23 protein-coding genes and 1 pseudogene are annotated in these 25,728 nt (G+C 55.8%); 11 read left to right on the top strand and 13 right to left on the bottom strand.

All coding sequences use genetic code 11. From position 1 onward, the window contains the following. A partial coding sequence (locus tag EF096_RS06025; protein ID WP_148079639.1) for an IS3 family transposase occupies positions 1-108 on the top strand: 108 nt, incomplete at its 5' end. A gap of 15 nt (positions 109-123) precedes the next feature. On the opposite strand, the gene EF096_RS06020 is transcribed toward EF096_RS06025, so the two are convergent. Further along, positions 124-699, bottom strand: coding sequence for an Arm DNA-binding domain-containing protein (locus tag EF096_RS06020; RefSeq protein WP_218565708.1), 576 nt, complete (start codon positions 697-699; stop codon positions 124-126). 217 nt (positions 700-916) lie between these two features. Between EF096_RS06020 and mutS the strand changes: the two genes are divergently transcribed. Beyond that, on the top strand, positions 917-3,457 hold the full coding sequence (gene mutS / locus EF096_RS06015; RefSeq protein WP_123888729.1) for a DNA mismatch repair protein MutS: 2,541 nt from the start codon (positions 917-919) through the stop codon (positions 3,455-3,457). A gap of 147 nt (positions 3,458-3,604) precedes the next feature. Continuing rightward, the gene (fdxA, locus tag EF096_RS06010; protein WP_123888712.1) at positions 3,605-3,928 is read left to right on the top strand and encodes a ferredoxin FdxA; all 324 of its coding nucleotides are present in this window, start codon (positions 3,605-3,607) and stop codon (positions 3,926-3,928) included. Positions 3,929-4,586: 658 nt separating this feature from the next. On the opposite strand, the gene ltrA is transcribed toward fdxA, so the two are convergent. The 4 genes from ltrA to EF096_RS05985 form a co-directional block, all read right to left on the bottom strand. Next, the gene (gene ltrA, locus EF096_RS06005) at positions 4,587-5,843 is read right to left on the bottom strand and encodes a group II intron reverse transcriptase/maturase (protein WP_218565709.1); all 1,257 of its coding nucleotides are present in this window, start codon (positions 5,841-5,843) and stop codon (positions 4,587-4,589) included. Between the two features lie 600 nt (positions 5,844-6,443). Beyond that, positions 6,444-8,093 (bottom strand): chaperonin GroEL, encoded by a 1,650-nt coding sequence (gene groL / locus EF096_RS05995; protein ID WP_123888710.1) that lies wholly within the window; start codon positions 8,091-8,093, stop codon positions 6,444-6,446. Positions 8,094-8,142: 49 nt separating this feature from the next. After that, entirely contained in the window at positions 8,143-8,436 is a 294-nt protein-coding gene (locus EF096_RS05990; RefSeq protein WP_092288096.1) for a co-chaperone GroES, read from the bottom strand. Positions 8,437-8,637: 201 nt separating this feature from the next. Beyond that, positions 8,638-9,087, bottom strand: a complete 450-nt coding sequence (locus tag EF096_RS05985) for an FxsA family protein (protein ID WP_123888709.1) — start codon at positions 9,085-9,087, stop codon at positions 8,638-8,640. Positions 9,088-9,277: 190 nt separating this feature from the next. On the opposite strand from EF096_RS05985, the gene EF096_RS05980 reads away from it, so the two are divergent. Continuing rightward, complete coding sequence (locus EF096_RS05980) at positions 9,278-10,036, top strand: SDR family oxidoreductase (RefSeq protein ID WP_123888708.1); 759 nt, start codon at positions 9,278-9,280, stop codon at positions 10,034-10,036. Positions 10,037-10,109: 73 nt separating this feature from the next. On the opposite strand, the gene EF096_RS05975 is transcribed toward EF096_RS05980, so the two are convergent. After that, on the bottom strand, positions 10,110-11,132 hold the full coding sequence (locus EF096_RS05975; protein ID WP_158611241.1) for a DUF481 domain-containing protein: 1,023 nt from the start codon (positions 11,130-11,132) through the stop codon (positions 10,110-10,112). 45 nt (positions 11,133-11,177) lie between these two features. Between EF096_RS05975 and EF096_RS05970 the strand changes: the two genes are divergently transcribed. Both EF096_RS05970 and EF096_RS05965 read left to right on the top strand, forming a co-directional pair. After that, the gene (locus tag EF096_RS05970) at positions 11,178-11,534 is read left to right on the top strand and encodes an MGMT family protein (protein WP_123888706.1); all 357 of its coding nucleotides are present in this window, start codon (positions 11,178-11,180) and stop codon (positions 11,532-11,534) included. A 30-nt stretch (positions 11,535-11,564) separates the two neighbouring features. Next, a complete protein-coding gene (locus EF096_RS05965; protein ID WP_123888705.1) occupies positions 11,565-12,938 on the top strand; it encodes an AmpG family muropeptide MFS transporter in 1,374 nt (457 codons plus the stop codon). A 62-nt stretch (positions 12,939-13,000) separates the two neighbouring features. Here the strand turns inward: EF096_RS05965 and EF096_RS05960 are convergent, their stop codons facing one another. Together EF096_RS05960 and EF096_RS05955 are read right to left on the bottom strand one after the other, a co-directional pair. Then, a complete protein-coding gene (locus EF096_RS05960; RefSeq protein WP_123888704.1) occupies positions 13,001-13,837 on the bottom strand; it encodes a mechanosensitive ion channel family protein in 837 nt (278 codons plus the stop codon). A 29-nt stretch (positions 13,838-13,866) separates the two neighbouring features. Next, the gene (locus EF096_RS05955; RefSeq protein ID WP_123888703.1) at positions 13,867-14,352 is read right to left on the bottom strand and encodes a YajQ family cyclic di-GMP-binding protein; all 486 of its coding nucleotides are present in this window, start codon (positions 14,350-14,352) and stop codon (positions 13,867-13,869) included. Positions 14,353-14,462: 110 nt separating this feature from the next. Between EF096_RS05955 and EF096_RS05950 the strand changes: the two genes are divergently transcribed. The 3 genes from EF096_RS05950 (at position 14,463) to EF096_RS05940 (ending at position 16,978) form a co-directional block, all read left to right on the top strand. Continuing rightward, positions 14,463-15,419: a GGDEF domain-containing response regulator gene (locus EF096_RS05950; RefSeq protein WP_123888702.1), complete on the top strand. Its 957-nt coding sequence runs from the start codon at positions 14,463-14,465 to the stop codon at positions 15,417-15,419. Positions 15,420-15,427: 8 nt separating this feature from the next. After that, complete coding sequence (locus EF096_RS05945; RefSeq protein ID WP_123888701.1) at positions 15,428-16,339, top strand: 2-dehydropantoate 2-reductase; 912 nt, start codon at positions 15,428-15,430, stop codon at positions 16,337-16,339. Between the two features lie 72 nt (positions 16,340-16,411). Further along, a complete protein-coding gene (locus EF096_RS05940) occupies positions 16,412-16,978 on the top strand; it encodes a cob(I)yrinic acid a,c-diamide adenosyltransferase (RefSeq protein ID WP_123888700.1) in 567 nt (188 codons plus the stop codon). A gap of 19 nt (positions 16,979-16,997) precedes the next feature. On the opposite strand, the gene EF096_RS20885 is transcribed toward EF096_RS05940, so the two are convergent. The 5 genes and pseudogenes from EF096_RS20885 to EF096_RS05920 all read right to left on the bottom strand — a co-directional run bounded on the left by EF096_RS20885 (position 16,998) and on the right by EF096_RS05920 (position 23,054). After that, the gene (locus EF096_RS20885; RefSeq protein ID WP_408003377.1) at positions 16,998-17,702 is read right to left on the bottom strand and encodes a methyl-accepting chemotaxis protein; all 705 of its coding nucleotides are present in this window, start codon (positions 17,700-17,702) and stop codon (positions 16,998-17,000) included. 156 nt (positions 17,703-17,858) lie between these two features. After that, positions 17,859-17,990: pseudogene (locus EF096_RS20880) on the bottom strand (HAMP domain-containing protein); the annotation flags it as partial. 1,202 nt (positions 17,991-19,192) lie between these two features. Then, complete coding sequence (gene ampE, locus EF096_RS05930; protein ID WP_123888698.1) at positions 19,193-20,014, bottom strand: regulatory signaling modulator protein AmpE; 822 nt, start codon at positions 20,012-20,014, stop codon at positions 19,193-19,195. Between the two features lie 11 nt (positions 20,015-20,025). Beyond that, a complete protein-coding gene (gene ampD / locus EF096_RS05925) occupies positions 20,026-20,586 on the bottom strand; it encodes a 1,6-anhydro-N-acetylmuramyl-L-alanine amidase AmpD (protein ID WP_123888697.1) in 561 nt (186 codons plus the stop codon). 68 nt (positions 20,587-20,654) lie between these two features. Continuing rightward, positions 20,655-23,054, bottom strand: a complete 2,400-nt coding sequence (locus tag EF096_RS05920; RefSeq protein WP_123888696.1) for a DUF1631 domain-containing protein — start codon at positions 23,052-23,054, stop codon at positions 20,655-20,657. Positions 23,055-23,399: 345 nt separating this feature from the next. On the opposite strand from EF096_RS05920, the gene EF096_RS05915 reads away from it, so the two are divergent. After that, the gene (locus tag EF096_RS05915) at positions 23,400-24,752 is read left to right on the top strand and encodes an alanine/glycine:cation symporter family protein (protein ID WP_123888695.1); all 1,353 of its coding nucleotides are present in this window, start codon (positions 23,400-23,402) and stop codon (positions 24,750-24,752) included. A gap of 113 nt (positions 24,753-24,865) precedes the next feature. Beyond that, complete coding sequence (nadC, locus tag EF096_RS05910) at positions 24,866-25,723, top strand: carboxylating nicotinate-nucleotide diphosphorylase (RefSeq protein WP_123888694.1); 858 nt, start codon at positions 24,866-24,868, stop codon at positions 25,721-25,723. Positions 25,724-25,728: the final 5 nt, after the last annotated feature.

The following is a 25,728-nucleotide window of genomic DNA, read 5'->3' as shown; positions in this document are numbered from 1 at the left end:
AATTACATTGAGATGTTTTATAACCCAAGGCGCCGGCACGGCACGAGTGGTGACCTGTCACCGGTCGAGTACGAAAAGCGTCATTACCAGAGTCTGGCGAGTGTCTAGAATACTGGGGGCGATTCACAGGGTGCGCCTAGTCTCGGCCTGCCCCTTAGGTTTCCGTGCACCAGGAACTCGTTTCTGAGCCCCAGTTCGACGATTTACAACCAGTCGATCCTCAATCACTTCAGTTAAGTACAGATCAACCAAGTCACGAACAGTAAACGCGGCCACCTCTGCCGCTTCCTTTTCCTGTTCAATTTTTGCACTTTGACGTACTTTCTCCCGCTGAATTTCGGCACGAATGCATACGCCATCTCGTCGTAAAGCCTTCATCCGAGCAAGCTCTAGGCGAGCCTCAGCCAGACTCATCGAGGGGTAATTCCCTATCTTGACTTGAGTTAGCTTGCCCGTTTCGGGGCTCCGATAGCGATAGATGAACGACCTGCCACCGCTAGCCCCGCAAGTCACACGCAGACCGGCATTCTCTCCAGTGTCTACTTTGACTTTATCGCCAGGCCGCATCGTCTCGATGGCTCTCGCCGATAGTGGCTTGTTGCCGTGTTTGTTATTCTGCATGCTTTGATCCATTAACTGATTGGAACGATAGCCATCGATGGCATTGATGAAGCTCTGGCCATAAGTATAGCTTTTCATCATCAACAGCCTTTTTTGTTAAGGCGCCCACAACCCTACACCAAAAGCTATACCAAAACCTATACTCTTGAACTGGATTACAGCAGATTTCATCAGACTCCTTCAGACGCTACACAGACAAATTTACCAGAAAACCCCCTGTCAAAAGGCGGTTTGAAGCTATTCTACAGGCGAGCTACCAGTGAACACAGACGATCTCAAAACTTCACACACCCCCATGATGCAGCAGTACTTCAGCATCAAACAGCAACACCCGGAACAGCTGCTGTTTTACCGTATGGGTGATTTCTACGAGCTGTTTTATGAAGATGCAAAAAAAGCGGCACGTCTGCTCGACATCACCCTGACCGCCCGCGGCCAGTCCGGTGGCCAGCCGATCCCCATGGCAGGCCTGCCTTACCACTCAGCCGAAGGCTATCTGGCCAAGCTGGTGAAACTCGGCGAGTCGGTCGTCATTTGCGAACAAATTGGCGATCCGGCGACCAGCAAGGGACCGGTCGAGCGTCAGGTTGCGCGCATTATCACTCCCGGTACGGTGAGTGATGAAGCGCTGCTGGATGAGCGCCGTGACAACCTGCTGGCCGCCCTGGTGGGCGCTGAGAAAGGCTTTGGTCTGGCGACACTGGATATCAATAGCGGGCGTTTTGTCGTCATGGAGCTGAGCGGTTGGGAAACCCTGCTGGGCGAGATGGAACGCCTGGCACCCGCCGAACTGCTGATCCCGGATGACTGGGAAAGTAATACGCCGATTGAGCGCCGCAGAGCCGTGCGTCGCCGTGCACCCTGGGAGTTTGATCAGGACAGTGCACAAAAAGCCCTGACCCAGCAATTCGGCACTAAAGATCTCGCTGGCTTTGGCTGCGCCTCGCTGACCCTCGGTATTGGTGCGGCCGGTGCCCTGCTGAGCTATGCCAAGGAGACCCAGCGTACCGCACTGCCGCACATTCGCAGCATCGCGCAGGAGCGGTTTGAAGACAGCGTGATCATCGATGGCGCCAGCCGCCGCAATCTCGAAATAGATCAGAATTTGAGTGGCGGACGCGAAAACACCCTGCTGGACGTCCTGGATCACAGTGCGACAGCCATGGGTAGCCGCTTGCTCGCGCGCTGGCTGAACCGGCCACTGCGCGACATGCAAATACTCAACGCACGGCAAGCCAGTATCAGCACCTTGCTGGATCAACAGTTCTATCTGGACCTGCAGCCACAGCTCAAGGGTATCGGCGATATCGAGCGTATTCTCGCCAGGATCGCTTTGCGCTCGGCAAGACCCAGAGACCTTGCGCGTCTGCGCGATGCGCTGGTCGCGCTGCCAGAGCTACAGAGCTGCATGCAGGATCTGGAGTCAGACCACCTGAAGGCGCTGGCAAGCCATATTCAAACCTATCCTGAACTGGCTGATTTACTCAGCCGCGCGATTATCGACAACCCGCCAGCGGTACTGCGTGATGGCGGCGTGATCAAAGCGGGCTTTGATGCCGAGCTCGACGAGTTGCAGAACATCAGCGAAAACGCCGGGCAGTACCTTATTGATCTGGAAACACGCGAACGCGAGCGCAGTGGTTTAAGTAGTCTGAAAGTGGGCTATAACCGCGTGCACGGCTATTTTATCGAGTTGTCACGCAGCCAGGCCGAGCAGGCGCCAGCGGATTATATTCGCCGACAAACGCTCAAGGGTGCGGAGCGCTTCATCACACCGGAACTCAAGACCTTTGAAGATAAAGCTCTGTCAGCGCGCAGTCGCGCTCTGGCACGCGAAAAGCAGTTGTACGAAGAAGTGCTCGACCGCCTGAATCAAGACCTGGCCGACCTGCAGACCACCGCCGCCAGCCTGGCCGAAGTCGACGTTTTGAGCACCCTGGCAGAGCGCGCAGGCACGCTGAGCTACAGCTGCCCGCGCTTTGTTGAAGACAGCCGCATCGACATTCAGCAAGGCCGCCATTCAGTCGTTGAGCAGGTGCTGGAAACGCCCTTCGTGGCGAACGACCTCACGCTCGATGAAGATACGCGCATGCTGATTATTACCGGCCCCAACATGGGCGGTAAATCAACTTACATGCGTCAGACCGCGCTGATTGTACTTTTAGCGCACATCGGCAGCTTTGTGCCCGCCGCTGAGGTTGAGCTGTCCTGCGTAGACCGCATATTCACCCGCATCGGCTCGAGCGACGACCTGGCCGGCGGCCGCTCCACCTTTATGGTGGAAATGAGCGAAACCGCCAATATTCTCAACAACGCCACCGCCGACAGCCTGGTACTGATGGACGAAGTGGGCCGCGGAACCAGTACCTTTGATGGTCTGTCACTGGCCTGGTCTGCGGCCGAGTATCTGGCCAAAGTACGCGCCTTTACGCTGTTCGCGACGCATTACTTTGAACTCACCGGCATGGCCGAAACCGATCCCGGGGTGGCCAATGTGCACTTGAACGCGACCGAACATAACGAACGCATCGTGTTTTTGCACAAAGTACAGCCAGGTCCGGCAAGCCAAAGCTATGGCTTGCAGGTAGCGCAACTCGCAGGGGTACCACGACCGGTGATTCTGCGCGCACGCGAGCACCTGGCAAAACTGGAACAAAGCAGCCTTGAGCAACACAGCGGCGCGCGTAATCAGCAATCTGGTCAACCGATGCAAAGCGACCTGTTCGCCAGCGCTCCGCACCCGCTGGTCGAGCAACTACAGGCGCTAAAACCAGACGAGCTGAGTCCGCGCCAGGCACTGGACCTGCTATACCAGATGCAGAAGGAATGGCAGTAACTTATTGGTAAATGATACTTATTTTCATTAACGTGCAGCAAACATCGCTTAATCTACGCAAACAACGCAAGCGCTCTGTACCGGCGCGTAAAAGCTGATAGACTACGCGCCAGATTTTGTTCGCCTGATTCTGATGGAGACCCCACCATGACTTTTGTTGTTACCGACAACTGTATCAAGTGCAAGTACACCGATTGCGTTGAGGTCTGCCCAGTCGATTGCTTCTATGAAGGCCCGAATTTTCTGGTTATTCACCCGGACGAGTGCATCGATTGCGCGCTGTGCGAGCCCGAGTGCCCAGCGACTGCCATCTTCTCCGAAGACGAGATCCCGGAAGACATGCAGGAGTTCACTGAACTGAATGCTGATCTGGCGGAGATTTGGCCAAACATTACCGAGAAGAAAGATTCGCTGCCCGATGCTGAAGAATGGGATGGCGTACCAGACAAGATGCAGTACCTGGAGCGCTGAGCAGCCAGCTGCCACGCAACAAAAAACCGGCCATGTGCCGGTTTTTTGTTGCTGCAAGCCGCAAGCTACAAGCTACAAGCTACAAGCTACAAGCTACAAGCTACAAGCTACAAGCATTGACAGTATGGGCCTGATTTTTGGTTTTGGTTTTGGTTTTGGTTTTGGTTTTAAGCTTGAGGCTTGAGGCTTGAGGCTTGAGGCTTGAAGCTAAATTTCAGGCAAAAAAAGGGGCGAGTAAACTCGCCCACTCTTCATTCCCTATGTGCCTTCCCTGTCTAGCCGTCCTGGCTTCATCATCCTGAAAATCCTTGGCTCAAGCATCCTGCCGAGCGGCGCTGTCCGTTGCGCATGGATGTATCTTACCCTACGCAAAGCCGCGCGCAACTGGCCGCAGACCGCACTACTGGCCACCTCAAAGATTATAAAAACTTAAAAAACAGACACTTACCAATATACCTATAGCAAAACAACCAATATACCCACACCACCTAGTGCCAATCACCTACACGCCTTGTAGGCGATCTCTTACAAACGAGGCCGTATCAATCAGCCTTTTCCAGGCTAAAAATCCCAGCCCCAAGATCATGATCGAGTAGGGAGCGGGATTACTCCCGCCGCCCTCTCACACCACCGTACGTGCGGTTCCGCATACGGCGGTTCATGACTGACACTGAAGGCGCCGCTGGGTATCCAGCAGCGAGATCAATCCCAAGGCATCAAAGAAGCGTTTCGGGAAGGCAGCATTCATGTGTGACGCACCCGAATTCCACCACGGGCCTTGCCCATTGCGGGCCGAGCGCCATGCGCGATCTTCCCTTAGCCTCTGCCGACGCAGCATCGTGGTTCGGCCTTGCCGGTGCTTTGCTTGCCGCCAGAGCAGGCAGCGCAGTCTCCGCCTTAGCCATCCATCCAGATTCTCCAGCGCATTCCTGGTCTGCGTGTACTTGAAGTAGCCGATCCATCCTCGAAGCACCGGATTCAGTATCTCGATGGTATGTGTCAGACTTCTTCCTCGTCCTTGTCGAAGTAGCTCTTTGACCCGCTCCATTAGCCTTTGCAGGCTTGGTGGTGCAATACGCAGTCGCGCCTGACGGTGAGCCGTCAGGCTGTAGCCCAAGAATTTACGCGCCCAGGGCCTGGCACATGCGCTTTTGGCGTCGTTAATCTGCAATCTCAGCCGGTCCGCAAGGAACCTCTTCATCTGCATCAGTAACCGGTCGCCCGCCGTTTTGCTTCGGACATAGATATTGCAGTCGTCTGCATACCGGCAGAAGGCATGCCCCCTTCGCTCAAGCTCGCGGTCCCAATCCGTGAGCAGAATGTTTGACAGCAACGGAGATAGCGGCCCACCTTGCGGCGCGCCTTCACGTCGCTTTGTCATCCTACCCTCACGCATCAGGCCTGCTTCCAGATAACGGCGGATTAGCTTGAGCACGCGTGCATCGCTTACCTGCCGCGCGATCCGTGACATCAGAATGTCATGATTTACGCGGTCGAAGAACTTCTCCAAGTCAGTATCCACCACCCAGCGGAGGCCTTCCTGCACATACTGCTGTGCTGCAAGAACGGCTTGCTGAGCGCTGCGCCCCGGCCGGAAGCCGTAGCTGGACTCGGAAAAGGTCGGCTCAAATACAGGTTGGAGTTTCTGCAACAGCGCTTGCTGGATCAGGCGATCCAGTACCGTCGGAATACCGAGCGTTCGTACCCCGCCCGCAGGCTTGGGTATGTCCACTGCGCGTATCGCCTGCGGCAGGTATTGCCCGCTTAGCAGAGCTGTCTTGATGCTTGGCCAGTGTACCTTCAGCCATTGCCCGAAATGCTCAACCGTGAGTCCATCGACTCCCGGGGCACCGCGGTTAGTGACGACTTTGCGGTACGCCAGCCATACGTTGGTTCGATCCACCACCGCTTCCATCAGCGATAGCTCCCCCGCTTTCGTTTGCCCGCCAGTCGCCGTGCAGACATCAACACCACGATCAACACCCCCGGGGTTCCGCCCCGACTCTGTTGTCATGGCTGCGCTTGTTCCACGCATTTGCGTCTCATCGACTGCATCGAGTATCTGCCGTCCTAATCGCGGTCATTCATGTTCGGCCCTTCGGTAGGCGCACCTACTATGGCCTCTGCTGACTTCTGCATGATCATCCCGACGTTTCGCAACGTCGGTAGCACAGTGGCAACCATGCAGATCTCCCCGGGTATGATGCACCCACCTTCACGCTTATGCCTGTCGGATCTACGCCACGTCGCTCCGTGCAAGTATCGGGCTTTGACCTTTATGGCTGCCTTACCCCGACGCGTCGCCTCGTATCCGCTTCCTGTTCGTCAGGCCAGCGCTTTGCCTCGGGCTTCCTCCAGATTCGCAGTCACCCGCGACACCCTTGCCTCTGGCTAACACTTCCCCTTGCCGGGCGTGTAGAGGACTTTCACCTCCAAGTGAGTGCGCCCTGCCGGGCGCACCATAAAAAAACCCGGCTCAAAAGAGCCGGGTTTCGGGTACAACAGTGCAGCAATATTACATCATGCCGCCCATGCCACCCATACCACCCATGCCGCCCATATCAGGCATAGCCGGAGCACCGCCCTCTTCAGGCAGATCGGCAATCATGGCTTCGGTGGTGATCATCAAGCTGGCAACCGAGGCAGCCGCTTGCAGCGCAGCACGAGTGACCTTGGCAGGATCGAGAATACCCATTTCGATCATGTCGCCGTACTCACCAGTAGCCGCGTTGTAACCGTAGTTACCTTCGCCAGCCTTGACTGCCTGCAGTACCACGGCAGCTTCATCACCCGCGTTGGTAACGATCTGACGCAGGGGCGCTTCAACAGCGCGACGCAGCAGCTTGATACCGACGTTCTGGTCTTCGTTGTCGCCCTTCAGGCCTTCGATGGCAGCCAGGGTACGAACCAGAGCAACACCACCGCCAGGTACCACGCCTTCTTCGACAGCGGCGCGAGTAGCGTGCAGAGCGTCTTCTACGCGGTGCTTCTTCTCTTTCATTTCAACTTCGGTAGCAGCGCCAACCTTGATCACAGCAACACCGCCAGCCAACTTGGCCAGACGCTCTTGCAGCTTCTCACGGTCGTAGTCAGAAGTGGTGTCTTCAACTTGCTTACGCAGTTGAGTAACACGCGCTTCGATATCGACTTTGGCACCAGAGCCGTCAACGATAGTGGAGTTGTCCTTGTTGATCTGAACGCTCTTGGCTTGACCCAGGTGCTCCAGAGTAGCGGTTTCCAGGCTCAGGCCGATTTCTTCGCTGATGACGGTACCACCGGTCAGTACAGCGATGTCCTGCAGCATAGCCTTGCGACGATCACCAAAACCAGGTGCCTTGACCGCAACAACCTTGACGATACCGCGCATGTTGTTGACAACCAGAGTCGCCAGCGCTTCGCCTTCAACATCTTCAGCAACGATCATCAGCGGACGGCCTGATTTGGCAACCGCTTCCAGAACCGGCAACAGTTCACGGATGTTGGAGATTTTCTTGTCAACCAGCAGGATGTAAGGCTGGTCCAGATCGGCAGACATGGTCTCTGGCTTGTTGACGAAGTAAGGAGACAGATAACCACGGTCAAACTGCATGCCCTCTACAACGGACAGCTCGTTATCCAGACCGGAGCCTTCTTCAACCGTAATGACGCCTTCCTTACCGACGCGATCCATCGCTTCGGCAATGATGTTGCCGACGGATGAGTCAGAGTTGGCGGAGATAGTACCGACCTGAGCGATAGCTTTGGAATCAGCGCAAGGCTTGGCCAGGTTCTTCAGCTCGGCAACGATGGCAGCAGTTGCCTTGTCGATACCGCGCTTGAGATCCATCGGGTTCATGCCAGCAGCAACCGCTTTCAGGCCTTCGGTAACGATGGCCTGGGCCAGAACGGTAGCGGTAGTAGTACCGTCACCCGCGTCGTCGTTGGCACGTGAGGCAACATCTTTGACCAGCTGAGCGCCCATGTTTTCGAAGCGATCTTTCAGCTCGATTTCTTTGGCAACGGTTACACCGTCTTTGGTGATCAGCGGCGCGCCGTAGCTACGCTCGATCAGTACGTTGCGACCTTTTGGCCCCAGGGTAGCCTTAACGGCGTTGGCCAGCGTGTTGACGCCGTCCAGCATTTTGTTACGACCGGAGATACCAAATTTAACTTCTTTAGCAGCCATGTTTGCTTTCCTTCAAATGAGTTCGTTAAGGGATGCAGCGGAGCCGTTATCAGGCTTCCAGCACACCAAAGATTTCGGTTTCGCTCATGATCAGCAGGTCTTCGCCATCAACCTTGATGGTGTTGTTGCCGGAATAAGGACCGAAAACGACCTTGTCGCCTTCTTTGAGGGCCAGCGGACGTACTTCACCGTTGTCCAGCACACGGCCGGTACCTACGGAAACGACGACACCGGTATTCGGCTTTTCTGCGGCAGAGCCTGGCAGAACGATACCACCAGCGGTTTTAGTCTCTTCTTCGCTGCGACGAACGACAACGCGATCGTGTAACGGACGAATTTTCATCGTTATGTGTCTCCCAATAGGTAATGTCAATTGCCGAAGGATCGGCTATTTCGAGTTAAAACGAGCCCAAACCGAGCTCGAAGGACGGGCCAGAAGCCACGTCACTGTTCTGTTGCTCCCCTTCCGGGAGAGCCTGTCAAAACCGTTGCATCTAAGATGGGGTCCTGAGTCGCTATTTCAAGGGCCGCAAGCAGATTTTTTTCAACGTTGATCAATTCGATCTTCGGGCTCGGCCGGTTTGGCCTCGCCCGGCTGCCACTCACCCTCAATGATGGTGTTACCACCCCGCTTATAGACCCCAGGGCCGCCCGGCTCGCCGGGTGCAGGCCGATCTTTGTTGAGTAACGCCATAACCAGGCACGGCACGGCCAAAACGTCCGTGATCAAGCCTGGAATCATCAGCAATACGCCGGCCAGCAACCACCACATGCCGGTTTTAAGCACGGCAAAAGGTGAACGGTTCTCGGCCATTTTGATTTGTAGCTGCTGCAACATGCTCCAGCCCTGACGCTGTATCAGCACCAAACCGAGCAAACCACTCCCCAGCACCCATAACAGCGTTGCCCCGACACCAATGCGGTTGCCGAGCACAATAAGTGACGCCAGCTCAAGGAGCGGAAAAGCGAGCATCAATAAGCGAAAAAAGGGCATGCGCACCTCTCAAGGTTGTATGTAATAACTATATGGGTACTGCTCTTCTGGCTTTCAAGGCAGCAACAACAGCGTTTAACCGAAAGCCAAGTCAGAAAGTGACCAGAACTAGCATTTAGGTATTCAAAAGATATGAAAACTCGGGCATTCTTGCCCACCTTACTTCATCACTCTTTCCGAGGAGCAACTCATGCAATTGAAAGACAGCGTCATCATTATCACCGGCGGTGGACAAGGCCTGGGCCGCTCTATGGGCGAATTCCTGGCCGCCAAAGGCGCCAAACTGGCCCTGGTTGACCTTAACCAGGAGGCGCTTGACGCTGCTGTTGCAGCCTGCAAAGCGGCCGGTGGTGACGCACGCTCTTATATTTGCAATGTGGCCAACGAAGAGCAGGTCATCCACATGGTAAGCCAGGTGGCCGAGGATTTCGGCGCTATCCATGGTTTGATCAACAATGCCGGCATCCTGCGCGATGGCTTGCTGTTAAAGGTCAAGGATGGCGTGACCCAAAAGATGAGCCTGGCACAGTGGCAATCGGTAATTGACGTTAACCTGACCGGCGTATTTCTCGGCACCCGCGAAGTGGCTGCCAAGATGATCGAACTGGGCAATCAAGGCCTGATCATCAATATTTCATCGATTTCACGTGCTGGTAACGTTGGACAGTCCAACTACACCGCCGCCAAGGCAGGCGTTGCCGCCATGACCGTAACCTGGGCCAAAGAACTATCGCGCTATGGCATCCGCGTCGCCGGTATCGCGCCGGGCTTTATCGAAACCGAAATGACCGGCAGCATGAAACCCGAAGCACTGGAGAAGATGACGGCTGGTATTCCGCTGAAACGCATGGGCAAACCCGCAGAAATCGCACACTCTGCGGCCTACCTGTTTGAAAACGACTATTACACCGGTCGTATTCTGGAGCTGGACGGTGGCTTGCGCATCTAGGCATTTGCCAGCGCGGCAGCGATAGCAAAACGGGCGCCTAGTGCGCCCGTTTTTTTGCTTTGCGATCCAAAGGTTACCAACCTACTCCAAACCCCATGGTGTAACGCGTGTCACGATAATCGGTATCGTCAGAGCTATCCAGGTAGTCCATCTCCGCCTTGAGGCTCAACGACGCCCAGTTGGTCAGGCTGTAGCGCAGGCCCGCTTCAGTATCAATCTGATAGCGCACATTAGGGTCATCAGGTATCTGAGTTTCTGCCTTATGGAAGAACTCAAAGCGTTTACCCAGCAGAAAGCGTCGATAGTCCCACTGTAAACCCAGGGCGTTATATTTGCTTTTGCTACCATCCTGCTCTTCAACCCAGGTCCTATCCAGACGCGCGGAGGTCTCGAAACGCCCCAAGGTGTTATTCCACCACTCATACCCTGGGCCCATACCAAACTGGCGCCGCTTGGCGACTTCGTTCAGATAATCGCGCTGGTAGCGCAAACTGGTCATCCAGAACCAGTGCTCGGTCAGGAATCGATTGATGTCGTAATCGGTTTCCCATGTATGTCGGGTTTTAATATCGTCGCGGTAGTCGCGCTCATAATCCAGTGTCAGATCATGACGCCAGTCACCGTGGCGCAAACGCGAGCTGACATCCAGATCCAGGTCTTCGGTTTCCGTGCCGGACGAGTTCTTGAACTCCAATGCAGCGCTGGCATCACCTTCCCACACCATATCCTGAATGATCGGCGTGGGTACCAGTAGCTGGCTGATCTGCCGCACCTGAACATGACGCGCCTGATTCTCTGACTCGTCAAACGCCAGAGTGACTTGCCCTTTCTGGTCAGAGGCTTGGAGACGCGTAATGTACTGCGCCTGATCACCAAGTTTGAGCAGCAGCGGTTCATCACTTTCAAAGGTAGCAACCCGTGCGGTACTGACCGTAATCATCCCGGCAAAATCGGTCTTGATGGACATCTTGCCGGCCTCAAGAAATTCGATCTTACCGGTGAGACGGTCACCATTGTCGAGCCAAAGCGTATCGGCGAAACTGCCAAAGGGTATAAATGACAAACTCAGCGCCAGCACCTTGCGTACACACAGCATTCTTTCACCCTCGAACATAACGTCGACATAATCGGAATAGTATCCATGAAAGACCCGAACAAGGCTGTAGTGTTCCGGAGCCCACCTGGTTTAACCGGGCATGCCCCACAAAAAGAGGCTTTTTTCCTCGTATTGGCCAGTATTCCCGCAGGCCGGGTAAGCAGCTATGGCAAAATTGCCGAGCTCGCCGGTATGGGTAAAGGTGCTCGCCTGGTCGGGCGCTGGCTGGGGCAACTGCCGGATGATACCCAACTGCCATGGCATCGAGTCTTGAACAGCCAGGGTAAGTTATCATTGCCGGCCGATAGCCCAAGCGGCGCGAAACAACGTGCACGACTGCTCGCCGAGGGCGTGCTGGTGCGCGACGGCCGAGTGAACTTAGGGCAATATGCCTGGCCTTGAAGACCTACAATCATCATAACAAGGACATTAATGAGCTCCTTTTCTTCAGATTCCAATCGCCTGCCAGAACCCGAGGGACTAAAGGTTTACCTGCAGCCCCGTGTTGTTGGCATGCTATTTCTCGGTTTCTCTGCCGGCCTACCCTTGCTGCTGGTCGGCGGAACCTTCAGCGCATGGCTGCGTGACCTGGGTGTAGAGCTGGCGGCGATCGGCTTCCTCAGCTGGGTTGGCATGGCGCACTCGATTAAAGTGCTATGGGCTCCGTTGATAGACCGCCTACCAGTGCCACTGTTGACTCGCCTGATGGGCAGACGGCGCAGTTGGATGCTGCTCGCCCAGTTGGTGATTGCAGGCGGTCTGTTTGGTATGGCGATGACGGACCCGACCCAGCAGCTGGAGCTGGTCGCCATCTGGGCCGTATTGGTCGCATTTGGCTCAGCAACGCAGGATGTGGCGATCGACGCTTATCGCGTCGAAGCGGAAGCCAAGCACCGACAGGCCGCGATGGCCGCAACCTACGTCACTGGCTATCGCGTGGCGATTCTCGCCGCCGGCGCAGGCGCACTGCACATGGCAGCCCTGGATAGCTGGAGCCTCGCCTATACGGGCATGGCGGCACTGATGCTGGTAGGCGTAATAACGACCTTCTGTATTGCCGAACCCAAGGTGCATATCACCAGAGACACCCTCGACCAGGAAGAACGCCTGACTCGCTTTCTGGGCGCATCACGGCACAAGGGTATGCGACTGAACCTGTCCAGCCTGTTCTTCAGCGCCTTCGTCGCGCCTTTTACCGAGTTTTTTGAGCGCTACGGCAAAGTAGCGCTGCTGATACTGCTCTTTGTCGCCACGTTCCGCATCAGCGATATTTTCATGGGCACCATGGCCAACCCCTTCTATCTGGATATTGGCTTCAGCAAAGAACAAATCGCCAACATAGCCGCGGCCTTCGGCCTGGCCATGACCCTGCTTGGCGCGGCCTTGGGCGGCCTGATGGTAGCGCGCTTTGGTATCGCTCCAATCCTGATACTGACCGCCTTTATGGCCCCTGCCACTAACCTCATCTTCGCCTGGCTGGCGTTTATCGGCCCGCAACCAGACGGGCTGGTATTAGCCATTATTGCTGACAACATAACCGGCGGACTGGCAATCTCCGTGTTTATCGCTTATCTGTCGAGCCTGACAAATACAGCCTACACCGCCACGCAGTACGCCCTGTTCAGCTCGGTAATGACACTCCCAGGCCAGTTTGCAGCCGGTTTTACCGGCGTGCTGGCTGCCAATGTTGGCTGGGTCAGCTTTTTTACCATCACCGCACTCACCGGGTTGCCCGCCATCATTCTGGGCTTTCTCTTGCTGCGCTTCGCACATCCGGACAAGCTGAAACGTCCCGGTATTGATTGAGAGCGACAGCAGACATTAAAAAACCCGGCACATGGCCGGGTTTTTTAATGTCTGAAAAATACCTATTCAGCTTCTTGCTTTACCACATGCACTGTCCGTTGCGGGAACGGAATGGTAATGCCCTGTGCATCAAAGGCTTCCTTGGCCTGCTCCTGAATATCCCAGAACACACCCCAGAAATCCTCTGTTTTAGTCCACATGCGCAGCGACAGGTTTACCGAGTTATCGCCCAGTGAAACCAACCACACAACCGCTTCGGGATCTTTCAATACTCGGCTATCCGCTGCCGCCAGACCCAGCAGAATGGAGCGCGCCTGCTTGACGTCGTCGCCGTAATCGATACCAATATTAACATCAACACGGCGAGTGGCCTGGCGTGAGTAGTTGACGATATTGCCATTGGACAAACTGCCATTGGGAACAATGACCGTCTTGTTATCCGGAGTCTTCAAAATAGTATTGAAAATCTGAATGCTATCAACGGTACCGCCAACACCCTGTGCCTCGATGTAATCGCCAGCACGGAATGGACGCAAAAACAGAATGAGCGCGCCGCCCGCGAAATTGGCCAAACTGCCTTGTAGCGCCAGCCCCACCGCCAGACCGGCAGCACCCAATACGGCAATAAACGAGGTGGTCTCGATCCCCACCATGCCAGCCACACTGACCAACAACAGCACCTTGAGCGCGATACTTGCCAGCGAAGAAACAAAGCCATGCAAGGTGGGCTCAACGTTACGCTTCTGCATTAGCGTGTTCAGCGCAGCTACCAGGCGGCCAACAATCCACCAACCAACCGCAAGCGTGAGCAATGCCAACAAAAACTGGCTGCCGTACTCAAGTACCAGCGGCAACCACGCCTCCTCCAGGCCCTGTAGCTTTTCCATAAGTCCCTCCATTGCACTACCCCCAAATAGATTTAAAGTTTTTAATCACGAAAATTGTTGAACTGCAGAGGCATATCGAGCGAGCTATTGCGCAGCAGCGCCATCGCTTCCTGCAAGTCATCGCGCTTCTTACCGGTTACCCTGACCTGCTCCCCTTGAATGGCTGCCTGCACCTTCAGTTTGGCGTCCTTGATGAGAGCGACAATCTTGCGCGCCAGATCCTTGTCTATGCCTTCCTTTAGGGCCACATCCTGCTTTACTTGCTTGCCCGAGGCAAATGAGTCCTTGATCTCAAGGCACTGGATATCGACGTTGCGCTTGACCAGACACAGCTTGAGAATTTCCAGCATCTGCTCAAGCTGAAAGTCTGCTTCCGATGAAATAGTGACCTGCAGATTCTTGCTATTGAATTCAAAGCCGCCCTTACCACGCAAATCGTAACGCCGCTCAAGCTCTTTCATGGCATTATCTACCGCGTTGGTTACTTCATGTTTATCAAGCTCAGAAACAACGTCAAACGATGGCATTGGAATCACCTCACACAAAACGCATAATTATGATGTTCGATAGAAAACAACAGTATAACCTCGTAGCATTATAACGGCAGTCAGCCAGAGACCAGCAGGGAGCACCTTCGATGCCTAACCCCCAACTCAGTATTTTGGTGGTGGACGATACCAAGTTCAGTAGCGCCGTTATCGGACACACCCTGAGTCAGGCCGGTTACAACGATATTCGTTTCGCCAACTCTGCAATGGATGCCCTGCGTATGCAGGAAGAGCGTCCAGCCAGCGTTATGGTCGCCGATTGGCTCATGCCGGAGATGGACGGGCTTGAATTGACCACGCGTATCCGTCAAATGGATGAGCAGGACAATCACTATACCTACGTTGTCTTGCTGACCGCCCGCGAAGGCGACAATGTCCTCAGCGAGGCGTTTGACCGTGGCGTTGATGACTTCATCAGCAAGTCCTCAATGAATGAACAACTGCTGCCTCGCATTTTTGCCGCCGACCGCACCTCCCAGCTGATTAATCGTCTACTGGACGAAAATCACCTGCTGGCCAATAACAATGCCCAGCTCGAAGAACACAATCTGGTCGACACCCTGACAGCGATCGGCAATCGTCGCTACCTATTGCAGCGCCTGAAAGAAGCGCTGCGCAGCGTTGATTCACGCGGTGGCGCCTGCTGCGTCGTACTGCTGGGCGTACAAAACCTGGTATCGCTAGGCGATCGCTTCGGCGAAGCGGTGCAGAGCGAGGTTCTGCGAGGCACCGCCAGGCGCCTGCAACAGCTGGTGCGCCCCACCGATGTAATAGCCCGGGTAGCCACTAACGCCTTCGCCATTGTGACCCTCGCAGACGATGCCGAAGAGTGTAAACCCAACAGCTTTCGCCGCCTGCACGACGGTCTCAACCTCAAAGCCTTTAAAACAACCGAAGGCTATTTGTCGATTCGCGCTGGTATGGCGTTATGCACCGTCACTAACAAAGATGATCTGCCTAGTCCCGAGGACTTGCTAGCCAAAGTCGAAGACCACCTGCAGCAGGCCTACGAAACCAATCTGATCACCGAAGTTCGCGGTAAATAACCCACTTCATGGTGCATGTTCTTGGTGCTGGCAGTCTCGGTCTGCTGTGGATTGCGCGGCTGCAGCAGGCCAACCAGTCCTGCTGCCTGCTACTGCGTAACTCATCTGCACTGACGCAATGGCAAAACAACAGCAACCAATTGATATTTGAGCACCACGGCGCCCGCCGCGTGCTCCCCGTAACCACAGAGATTGCCTCCCAGAGCACTGGCCCGATAGACATCGTCGTTGTAGCCACCAAGGCCTACGCCGTCATCTCGGCGCTGGAGTCTATCCGTCACCGGCTGAATCCGGGCAGCCAGATACTACTGCTACAAAATGGCCTTGGTGCGCAGCAAGAGGTCAGTGCTGCATTCGCGCAACAGCGGGTGCTCTACGCCAGCGTCACCGATGGCGCTTGGCAACCGTCACCGCAGCATCTGGTCTGGGCAGGGCAAGGCAAAACGGTTATTGGAGATCCGGATCAACAACCCCCGCCCCCTTGGCTGGAGCGCATAACCAGCAGCATCGAATGGCAGTGGGATAACGACATCCTTGCCGTGCTGTGGCGCAAGCTGGCAATCAACTGCGCGATCAACCCATTCACCCTGCTATTTGACTGCGTCAATGGCGCCGTGCCGAGCCGCGCGGGTGATTGGTTAGATAGGTGCATTGAGGAATTACAGCTGCTATTGGCAGCACAGGGTGTCGCTGACACTAACGAGCTCGCCAAACAGATTCATGACGTCATTCAGCGCACTGCGAGCAACAGCTCCTCAATGCGCCAGGACCTGCGTGCCAAGCGCCGCACCGAGCTGGATTATATTCTCGGCTATGCCTGCCGCCAGGCGCAGCAACGCAATATAGCGGTTCCCGCCCTCACCCGCTTACTGCAGGCAACCCGTCAGTGCTTGGCCGATAAAAACCTGCCCGTGGACTGACCACCCGCTTTACCGCTAGGCTTACGCGATATTCAAGCAATCAACACTTTATTTAGCGGAGAGCGAAACACCATGGGCTATCGTTTGAGCAAGCTCTATACCCGTACCGGCGATAAGGGCGACACGGGCCTGGCGAATGGCGAACGTATCGCCAAGAACCATCCGCGCGTCGCGGCCATGGGAGACGTAGATGAGCTTAATTGCCAGGTGGGCCTGCTCATCACCGAGTTAACCGACTACCGCGTGCATCCTTTGCTCGCACTGCTAACGCCTATACAGCATCGCCTGTTTGATCTGGGTGGCGAACTGGCGGTACCTGGCCACGACATGATCGATGCCGCTGATGTGGCGCAGCTGGAGCAGGCTATTGACGAGCTGAACGCCGATTTGGAACCGCTGACAAACTTCATTCTGCCAGGCGGTTCAAAGGCGATTGCGCAGGCGCACATGGCGCGCAGTGTGTGTCGCCGAGCGGAACGACAATACATCAGCCTGGCGCAACAGGTTGAGGTAAATCAGCAGGCGCTGATCTACCTCAACCGGTTATCTGATCTGCTGTTTGTGCTGGCGCGGACCATTGCCCGCCTTGAGGAAACGCCGGAAGTGCTCTGGGCTCCCAAACCCAAGCCTGCAGCCTGAGCCTGGGAAGCACAGCGCGTCAGACCTTGAACGCGCTGATAATACTTTGCAGCGATTGCACCAACTGCGTCATACGGCCACTGGACTCTTCGGCCTGACTCGCCCCTGCAGCAGTGCGCTCGCCAGCCTGATTGATTTCCACGATATTGTGATCGATATCATGGCTGACGGCGGTCTGCTGCTCTGCAGCCGCCGCAATCTGCTGACTCTGATCAACGATATGCACGACTGACTTGAGAATATTGTCGAGCCCTTCCTGCACCTTGCGGGAGGCATCCACGGCTTCTGCCGTCATGCTATGACTGCTACCCATAGCCTTCACCGCCGCACTCACGCCATCTTGCAGACGCACGATCATCTGCTCAATTTCTTCGGTTGATTGCTGGGTACGGCGCGCCAGGGTGCGCACTTCGTCCGCGACCACGGCAAAACCTCGACCCTGCTCGCCAGCGCGCGCTGCCTCAATGGCGGCGTTGAGCGCCAACAGGTTGGTTTGTTCGGCAACCCCTTTGATTACATCCAGCACGCGGCTGATTGATGAGCTGTCATCGGCCAACTGGTTGATAACCCGAACCGAGTTTTCAATCTCACCAGAGAGTTTTTCAATCCCATCCACCGAGGATTCCACCAGGCGCCGACCACTGAGCGTTTGGTTGTTAACCTCCTCAGCGTTGGTTACTGCCAAGGCAGCGCTGCGGGCAACTTCCTGTGAGGTTGCCGCCATCTCATTCATGGCCGTTGCAACCTGCTCGATCTGACTACGCTGAGACGCTGCCGCATGGCTACTTTCGGTAGCGATGTTCTCGACTTGACGCGACTGCTCCTGCACCTGATCCGAGGTAGTACTGACCTGACGAATCAGCTCACGAACCTTGAGCACTGTGTTATTAAAGTCCGCCGCCAGATCGCCCAGCTCGTCGTGACTATCCACCTCGACTTGAACCGTCATATCGCCGCCGGCCACCTGCCCCATCTGCGAAGACAAGCGTTTCAGGGTGCGACGCGTCGCCATATAGAAACCGGCGTAGAGATAAATGATCAGCAAGCCAACCAGAGAGAGCGACACAATAAGGATCAGCATAGACCGCTGATTCTGCCCTAAACGCGCTTTCAACCGCGTAGACAAGGTGTCAAAGATCGCTGCATCCAGCGCGTAGGTCTTTTCAATTTCGACCGTAATGCGCGCAAAGTAATCATCCCACTCGCCTTCCAGTGAGTTAGCCAAAATGATTTCTTCATCAAATATGTTCTGTGCAACGCTCAAACTCTCCAAACTGGCATCAGCCGCCGGTTTGAGGCCCTGCAGCTCTGACCCGGACAACGTCTGCTGCAGCTTCTGCTGATAGTTTGCAGTCAGCTTTTGCAGCGTCTCAAACAGGTCATCCATTGCACGACTGGCATCAGAGTTAATGAAACCCAGCCCCATGGAGTAAGCGCCCACGGCACGCCCTTCGCCCAGTGCGGAGGTAACCTGCGGGGTAGCATCAATGAGCAATTCTGTGAGTTGACGAACGTCGCGATCAAAGTCCTGCGGCAGACCTGCATAGGCCGCACTAAAGTTCAGCAAGGTAGCCGCTTCGGCCAGTCCCTGCACCGCTAGCACCTTCTTACCGCTAACCGACTCATTGGCCAAGCCTTGGTAAAGCGCAATCAACTCGTCGCGTTTAGTGGCAACATCTGCTGCAGCATCGTCTTGCGTATCCAGAGGCAACGCCTGCAGCTTTTCCAGCACTTGCTTACGCAAACCTGCACCACGGGCTTCCAGCTCTGCTGCAAGCTGACCCTGCCCCAGCATGGAGGTCACGTTCTCCATATCCCGGATCACTTCTGCATCATGCACAATGGCCGAGCTCGCTCGCACGAGCTCCAGGTTCTGCTGGGCGTGGCGCGTCATCTGAACACGCTCGTAAGCCTGATGGACCACCATACTGCTAACAATGCCGAGCGGAATAAAAAAGAGCACGCTGATCAGACAGAACTTCATTCCGTAGCTGAGGCGGTTCATCAGGGCAATGGCAGGCGCAAGAAGACTATTCACCCAGTTTTTCTCCTAAATAGACCGGTCTATGGCAGACCTGGCAGGCATCGTCCCGACACCCCTGTTTGTTGTTATATGTACTACTATTTCGGACCTGTTAACGCGTAGCTAATTCTTTTCGTCCCATGCTGAGCCTATCGGCTGATACCGAGACAACTTTAACGTTGGGGCGAAATCTATCCCAAGAGTGCCAGCAGCGCCACAGGTACAGCCCAAGCCAGTGCCGCGCGGAATAACAGTGAGCGGATCGGAGCTAAAACGTTCCCGCTTTGCGCTTGGCTGGATTCACCTTCGATGGCCGCCTCTGCCGCCTTGGACAAGAACAGCTCAACCGGTTGCTCCCAATCACCCCACAAACCGCGCATCGCCCCGAAGACCCGATCGTAATGTCCAACCAGTGCAAAGCTGACCGCAAGCAATCGTGCCGGCAACCACTCCATCGCGTGCACGAGACTGCCCGCGTAACCCTGCGCTTCAACCGGGAGTCTATCTACGTATAGCCTTAACAGACGGTATCCCAATGCGCCCATGGGGCCAAGGAGCAGAAACCAGAGTAATGGCACGAAATAACTGGCACAGGCTTCGACCAGCATGCGACTGCGGACCTGCGCGACAAGCATCCTCTCATCGCTTGCCCGCACGCCCCAGTCATTCTCAGCAATTAAGGTTGCCGCGGCTTTGTCACCTCGTCCCCAGGCTTGCTCAAAGCGGCATCCAAAGCCGCGCAGCAAATCATGCCCGCCCAACCCCAGCAGCAACACCAGAACGCCCAGCGCCAGCACAAAAATGCCGTGCGCCACATCGGCCAGCAACCAGAAGGCAATTTCCAACGGTAACAACGGCAGCAACAGACATAGCAGCGCTGGCCAGCCCGGTCGGCGCTCAGCAAATCGCGCACTGTAGCGCGCCCAGGCAGCAGTCAAATCCGGACGCACGCCGCGACTCAGGGGCGTGAATCGAATCAACAGAACGGTCGCCAACAAAATGAGGAAACGCATGCGCAGGACCTTTAAGCAGTGGGTTTAACAGACGTCAGGCTGAGCAAAAACCGGCGCCAATCGAAAGCGCTGCCCGGATCTGTCTTGCGTCCCGGCGCGATAAACTCATGCCCGGTAACCCGATAGGGAGTGATCGCCGGATAGGCCAGCTGCAGGGCCTGAGTCAATTCGCCAAGAGCAGCATACTGCGCGTCAGTGTAGGGCGTCTGATCTGTGCCCTCCAGCTCTACGCCAATAGAGAAGTCATTGCAGTTGTCGCGCCCGCCAAAAAAGGAGGCACCGGCATGCCAGGCACGCTCGTCACAACTGACAAATTGGGTGATAGCGCCGTCGCGCTCAATAAAAAAATGTGCGGATACGCGCAGGTGCGCGATTTCAGCGAAATAAGGATGCAGGGAGGAATCGAGCTGACCGCAGAAAAAACGCTGCACGTGGCCACCACCGAAGTCGCCCGGCGGCAAACTGATATTGTGCACAACAAGAAGCGACACAGCTTCGCCGTCAGGGCGATCATTAAAATGCTCTGAACGGCATATTCGCGCGCTGTCTAACCAGCCCTTATGCAGGCGCATTATGCTCAAACTCCCATCAACAAAACCTTATGCTAACAGGAGCAAAGCAGCCACGCACCCGGCTTGGATCAGGGTTTTCCGGATTGCAGGCGCCGCAGGTTGCCAATCACTGACTCAAGCGCGCGATCAAACAGCTGGTTCTCGTCCAGTACTGTAATCAGGCCCTGCTCAAAATGGTGCGCCAGCTCAATCCTGCCAAACTCGGCGACCTTCATGCCGCCACGATTGACGAAGATATATTTGCCGCTGAAGCTGATGATTGCTGCCAGCTTGCAGCGTTGCTCTGGCCGACCTTCGGTCGCACCCAAGCGAAACCAACAGCCAGCACGCAGGCTCTCGATCCAACGCTGAGCGCCGACACTAGGCAAGTCATCAACCGTGTCCGCCTCTGGCTCCGAATCCAGCTGTTCCAGCACCGGAGCTTCAACCCGTATCTGCGCAATAGGCTCGATAACCGACTCGGGCGTTTCCGGCTGCAGGGGTGACGATACGCTTTCCTGCTCAGGCACGTCAGCAGCAGCTGCGCCCTGAACCGCATCGCCTCCTGCCCGCACCGACTCTTCCGGGCTTTCAATTTTTTGCACGGCAACGCGTGCAGCGGCTTGAGCTGCACGCTCATCTAGTATTTTCTGCGCAGCGTCTTGTGCCACCGCGAGCGCTCGCGCCTGAGGCAGTGATAACCGCGCGACCTGCACAGCGACCGCAGAGGCGTCCATCCCCAGCGATTCAAGGCCCACATGTAATGCATCAAGCACCTGTTGGTTACTCTCAGCGCGCGCGCGCATCTCACCCAGAGGGACGGGTTCAATACTATCGATCATGCGCTGAGCCAGGTCGACACTCTGCCGCCACGCCTTGGAGTCCGCACCTTCGCGCAGACAGACCATTTGCAGCACTTGACTCCAGCTATCACGCAACAGGTCAACCAGCGTCACCGGGAGCGTACGACCGACCAACAGGTTGTTGATGACCTTGGCAACGTCATTGCGCGCCAGTTGCATGCGCGCTCGCCCTTCTTCAGCATCGCGCGTGCGCTGCTCTATCCGATCTGAGCGACGCTGCTCATTACGCAGACAATTGGTGAGCTCAACATTCAGCGCCTCAAACAACGAGTCCTGTGGTGCACTGACCGCCAACAATTGCTCCACGATACTCTCCAGCAGCGCATGCAGCTGATCGCGGCGCAGATCATCGTGGTCATTCCAGCCCATGGTAGCCCGTGCCAGCTCATTGAGCAGGCGGCGCGCAGGGTGAGAGCCCCGACTGAAGAAACTCTTGTCGGCAATGGCTACGCGCAAGATGGGCAGTTGCAGGCGGCTGATCATGGCCTTGACAGCGGCAGGTAGCGCCGGATCTTCCAGGATAAAATCAAACAACATGGACACCAGGCTAATGACATCGTCATCCACCCGGCCCAAGGTTTTGTGATCCCCACCCGTCTGATGCCGCTGCTGCTGCAACAGCTGCTGAATACGTTGACGCATGCCCGGGAGCTGATTCTCGGCATCACCATTAGCCAGCTGATCCGCCGGCATGTCGGCAAGTACTTGCAGCAGTTCGTTGCTGGGCATGGGCTTGGCGCCCGCGCCGGTCAACCCCGATAGCGCCATGTCACCGCTGGCGTGACGCCAGTTGCCGATAAGCTCACTGAACATACTCAGCACTTCTTGCTGATCGGCACTGCTGGACTGACCGCTTCGGGCTTCATTGCTAGAAGATGAACCAGACCCGGCCGCAGGCACGCGGCGCGAGCTAGGCGTCACTTGCGCCAGCCGCAGGTCAGGCATCACCCCAGAATTGATCAGCAGCGTATTGAGCTCTTCGTATTCAGTATCAATTGGATTGAATACATAGCGCTCAAACAGCTTGAAAATAATCAGACGAACCTTGATTTCCAACCCCAGCGGCTTAATTGCATCAGCAAAATACTGGGCTAGCGCTGCCGGCGCCAAGGGGTTATTGCGCTCATCAATCAGGCTTTTGACCAGGCTGTTACTGCGGATAGCCAAGTGCATCAACGGCTGCTGGTTTCGCCCATTAACCCTGCTGACCATGCCGTCCAGCGTGACCGACTGCTCCAGCTCATCAGGCTGCACCAAAGCCAGGCTATCCAGCTCGAAAGAGGTATGCAGGGCGCGAGCAGGTGTGTCGCTATTTAACCTTTCGGTCGCCTGAACAAGCTCGTCAGCAGCATTCTTTAGAATGGCGCCACGCTGCAGGCGCACAGCACGCATAGCTTCAAAAAACAGGTTCTGCTCGGCGTTACTTGAGGCCCGATCGGCCATTTCGAAGAGATTGTCGTCCGCCGCATCAAACAGGGTATTGAGCGCGCCAAGGAGATATTGCTGAAGGTGCTCGCGAACCGCTATGAGCGGCAGTGGCAAAACAGAGGAACCCTCGCCCGCCCGCGCGCCCTTGCGGCCAGCGAGATTCGGCTTAATCGATACAACCTTGGGATCCTGGGACATGCTGCCTCTCTTGATAAGCGTGGCTTATCGCGCAAAACGCCTGGGATGCTTATTCCACTAAAAAGGTAGTCTTCCGTGTGTCGTAAATTTGGCGTCAAAATTTTTAATCATTATACCCACTTTCATAACCAGCGCATCCTGCGTCGTTATATTTTATGGACATAGATCACATTCTAGACATCAGTTTTTACCTTGCACCAGCATGACAATATAGCGATTGCATCTTTGGCTAACGCCGAATCGACAATCCTGGTATATCCTGAGAGCGCATCGGTTCAAAAACACATTAATAACAGTGGTATGGCATGTCCATATCCACAACGGTAGACATCAGGAGCAGCATTAATGGAAGCAATCATCAACCTGATCGGCCAGATTAATGGCGTTGTCTGGGGTCCCGCCATGCTAGCGCTACTGGCAGGCACCGGGCTCTACTTGACGCTTGGCCTCAAGCTTATCCCGCAACGCAAACTATTTTATGGCTTCAGCATGCTCTGGCGCGGCCGCAAGAGCAGTGAAGAAGGCGATATAAGCCCTTTCAACGCATTGATGACCGCTCTTTCGGCAACGGTCGGCACCGGTAATATTGCTGGCGTTGCTACCGCCATCTTCTTTGGCGGGCCCGGCGCACTCTTCTGGATGTGGGTCATCGCGCTGGTTGGCATGGCCACCAAGTTTGCCGAGGCAGTCCTGGCAGTGCGCTTTCGCGAGAAGGACGCACTGGGAAACCACGTCGGCGGTCCGATGTACTACATCAAAAACGGCTTGGGTACCAAGTGGAAATGGCTGGGCATCATGTTTGCTATTTTTGGCATGCTCGCCGGCTTCGGCATCGGTAATACCATCCAGTCCAACTCGGTTGCTGATGCACTGAGCAGCAGCTTTGGCATCCCGCCACTGGTTACCGGCATTATCATCGCCGTGCTGGTTGCCCTGGTTCTGCTCGGCGGCATCAAGCGTATTGGCGATGTTGCCGGTAAGCTGGTACCTATCATGGCGCTGTTCTACGTCGGTGGCGGGCTGATCATTTTGATCACGCACTTCGACCGCATCCCAGCCGCCTTCGCCGACATCATCCACTACGCGTTCAACCCCGCAGCCGCTGCTGGCGGCTTTGCCGGTGCTACTATCTGGGCAGCAATGCGCTTTGGTATTGCCCGCGGCGTCTTCTCCAATGAAGCGGGCTTGGGCAGCGCGCCTATCGCCCATGCCGCAGCGCAGACCAACAACCCGATTCGCCAGGGTACCGTTGCTATGCTGGGTACCTTCATCGACACCATTATCATTTGCTCGATCACTGGCCTGGTGATCATGGTGACCGGCGCCTGGCAGAGCGGCGAGAACGGCGCGCCGATGTCGGCACTGGCCTTCAGTCAGGGTCTGCCCGGTGGCTGGGGTCAATACATCGTCAGTATTGGTTTGGCCGTGTTTGCTTTCACCACCATCATCGGCTGGAGCTTTTACTCCGAAAAATGCACCCAGTTTCTGTTCGGCGAGCGCTCCAACACTCCCTTCCGCGTACTGTGGATTATTGCCGTACCGCTGGGCACCATACCGAACATTGATCTGGCCAGCCTTTGGCTGGTTGCGGACACGCTGAATGCCATGATGGCAATCCCCAACCTGATTGCTCTGCTGCTACTCAGCCCCGTGGTATTCCGCCTGACGCGTGATTATTTCAATAATCCGACACCCTGAGAAAGAAGCTCAACTGCAGCTCTGACCTGCGACCGATACCCGCCTTTCGAGGCGGGTATTTTTTTATCAATCGGGTATACTCGCCGGCATTCGGAAACACTGCTGGAGCCCCCATGCCAAACCTGACTCTCGAGAGCCTACAGGCCGTCATCGTTGACGATGTGCGCCGCGCATTAAATGAAGACGTGGGCGATGGCGACATCACCGCCAGCCTGATTCCGGCCAATAACCAGGCATCCGCTAGCATCATCACCCGCGAAGCTGCCGTATTCTGCGGCCGCGCCTGGGCCGACGAAGTTGTGCGCCAGGTCGATCCCAGCATTCAAATCGAGTGGCGGGTTGCCGATGGCGATATGCTCAGCGCTGACCAGACCCTGTGCCGCCTGCACGGCCCGGCACGAGGCCTGCTGACAGCCGAACGCTGCATGCTCAACTTCATTCAGACCTTATCCGCTACGGCAACCCGTAGCCGCCACTTCGCCGACCTGGTGAAAGATACCGCAGTCAAGCTGCTCGATACCCGCAAGACACTGCCAGGCTTGCGCATGGCGCAAAAGTACGCCGTTACCTGCGGTGGTTGCCATAATCACCGCATCGGACTTTTTGATGCCTTTCTGATCAAGGAAAACCACATAGCGGCGTGCGGCGGTATAGCCGCCGCCATCACCCAGGCGAACCAGATCGCGCCCGGCAAGCCGGTGGAAGTAGAAGTAGAAAGTCTGGATGAATTGCAACAGGCGCTGGACGCCGGCGCCGACATCGTCATGCTGGATGAGCTGAGCCTGGAAGATATGCGCAAAGCGGTGAGCCTGACCGCTGGCAAGGCCGCTCTGGAAGCCTCTGGCGGCATCAACGAAACTACCCTGCGCAGCGTAGCCGACACCGGTGTTGACTATATATCAATCGGCAGCCTGACCAAGGATGTCAAAGCCGTTGACCTGTCGATGCGCCTGCGCTTTCAAACCACCTGAAAAAA

The sequence above is a fragment of the Pseudomonas neustonica genome (assembly GCF_003797945.1).
Lineage (GTDB): Bacteria > Pseudomonadota > Gammaproteobacteria > Pseudomonadales > Pseudomonadaceae > Halopseudomonas > Halopseudomonas neustonica.
Note: the sequence above shows the minus strand (reverse complement) of the source record. Positions and strands in the feature narration are given on the sequence as shown.

Bases quoted from the DNA above. Each gene is read 5' to 3' on its own strand.
- EF096_RS06020 (WP_218565708.1), bottom strand. From the start codon at position 699: ATGAAAAGCTATACTTATGGCCAGAGCTTCATCAATGCCATCGATGGC.
- mutS (WP_123888729.1), top strand. From the start codon at position 917: ATGATGCAGCAGTACTTCAGCATCAAACAGCAACACCCGGAACAGCTG.
- fdxA (WP_123888712.1), top strand. From the start codon at position 3,605: ATGACTTTTGTTGTTACCGACAACTGTATCAAGTGCAAGTACACCGAT.
- ltrA (WP_218565709.1), bottom strand. From the start codon at position 5,843: ATGGAAGCGGTGGTGGATCGAACCAACGTATGGCTGGCGTACCGCAAA.
- groL (WP_123888710.1), bottom strand. From the start codon at position 8,093: ATGGCTGCTAAAGAAGTTAAATTTGGTATCTCCGGTCGTAACAAAATG.
- EF096_RS05990 (WP_092288096.1), bottom strand. From the start codon at position 8,436: ATGAAAATTCGTCCGTTACACGATCGCGTTGTCGTTCGTCGCAGCGAA.
- EF096_RS05985 (WP_123888709.1), bottom strand. From the start codon at position 9,087: ATGCCCTTTTTTCGCTTATTGATGCTCGCTTTTCCGCTCCTTGAGCTG.
- EF096_RS05980 (WP_123888708.1), top strand. From the start codon at position 9,278: ATGCAATTGAAAGACAGCGTCATCATTATCACCGGCGGTGGACAAGGC.
- EF096_RS05975 (WP_158611241.1), bottom strand. From the start codon at position 11,132: ATGCTGTGTGTACGCAAGGTGCTGGCGCTGAGTTTGTCATTTATACCC.
- EF096_RS05970 (WP_123888706.1), top strand. From the start codon at position 11,178: ATGAAAGACCCGAACAAGGCTGTAGTGTTCCGGAGCCCACCTGGTTTA.
- EF096_RS05965 (WP_123888705.1), top strand. From the start codon at position 11,565: ATGAGCTCCTTTTCTTCAGATTCCAATCGCCTGCCAGAACCCGAGGGA.
- EF096_RS05960 (WP_123888704.1), bottom strand. From the start codon at position 13,837: ATGGAGGGACTTATGGAAAAGCTACAGGGCCTGGAGGAGGCGTGGTTG.
- EF096_RS05955 (WP_123888703.1), bottom strand. From the start codon at position 14,352: ATGCCATCGTTTGACGTTGTTTCTGAGCTTGATAAACATGAAGTAACC.
- EF096_RS05950 (WP_123888702.1), top strand. From the start codon at position 14,463: ATGCCTAACCCCCAACTCAGTATTTTGGTGGTGGACGATACCAAGTTC.
- EF096_RS05945 (WP_123888701.1), top strand. From the start codon at position 15,428: ATGGTGCATGTTCTTGGTGCTGGCAGTCTCGGTCTGCTGTGGATTGCG.
- EF096_RS05940 (WP_123888700.1), top strand. From the start codon at position 16,412: ATGGGCTATCGTTTGAGCAAGCTCTATACCCGTACCGGCGATAAGGGC.
- EF096_RS20885 (WP_408003377.1), bottom strand. From the start codon at position 17,702: ATGGCGGCAACCTCACAGGAAGTTGCCCGCAGCGCTGCCTTGGCAGTA.
- ampE (WP_123888698.1), bottom strand. From the start codon at position 20,014: ATGCGTTTCCTCATTTTGTTGGCGACCGTTCTGTTGATTCGATTCACG.
- ampD (WP_123888697.1), bottom strand. From the start codon at position 20,586: ATGCGCCTGCATAAGGGCTGGTTAGACAGCGCGCGAATATGCCGTTCA.
- EF096_RS05920 (WP_123888696.1), bottom strand. From the start codon at position 23,054: ATGTCCCAGGATCCCAAGGTTGTATCGATTAAGCCGAATCTCGCTGGC.
- EF096_RS05915 (WP_123888695.1), top strand. From the start codon at position 23,400: ATGGAAGCAATCATCAACCTGATCGGCCAGATTAATGGCGTTGTCTGG.
- nadC (WP_123888694.1), top strand. From the start codon at position 24,866: ATGCCAAACCTGACTCTCGAGAGCCTACAGGCCGTCATCGTTGACGAT.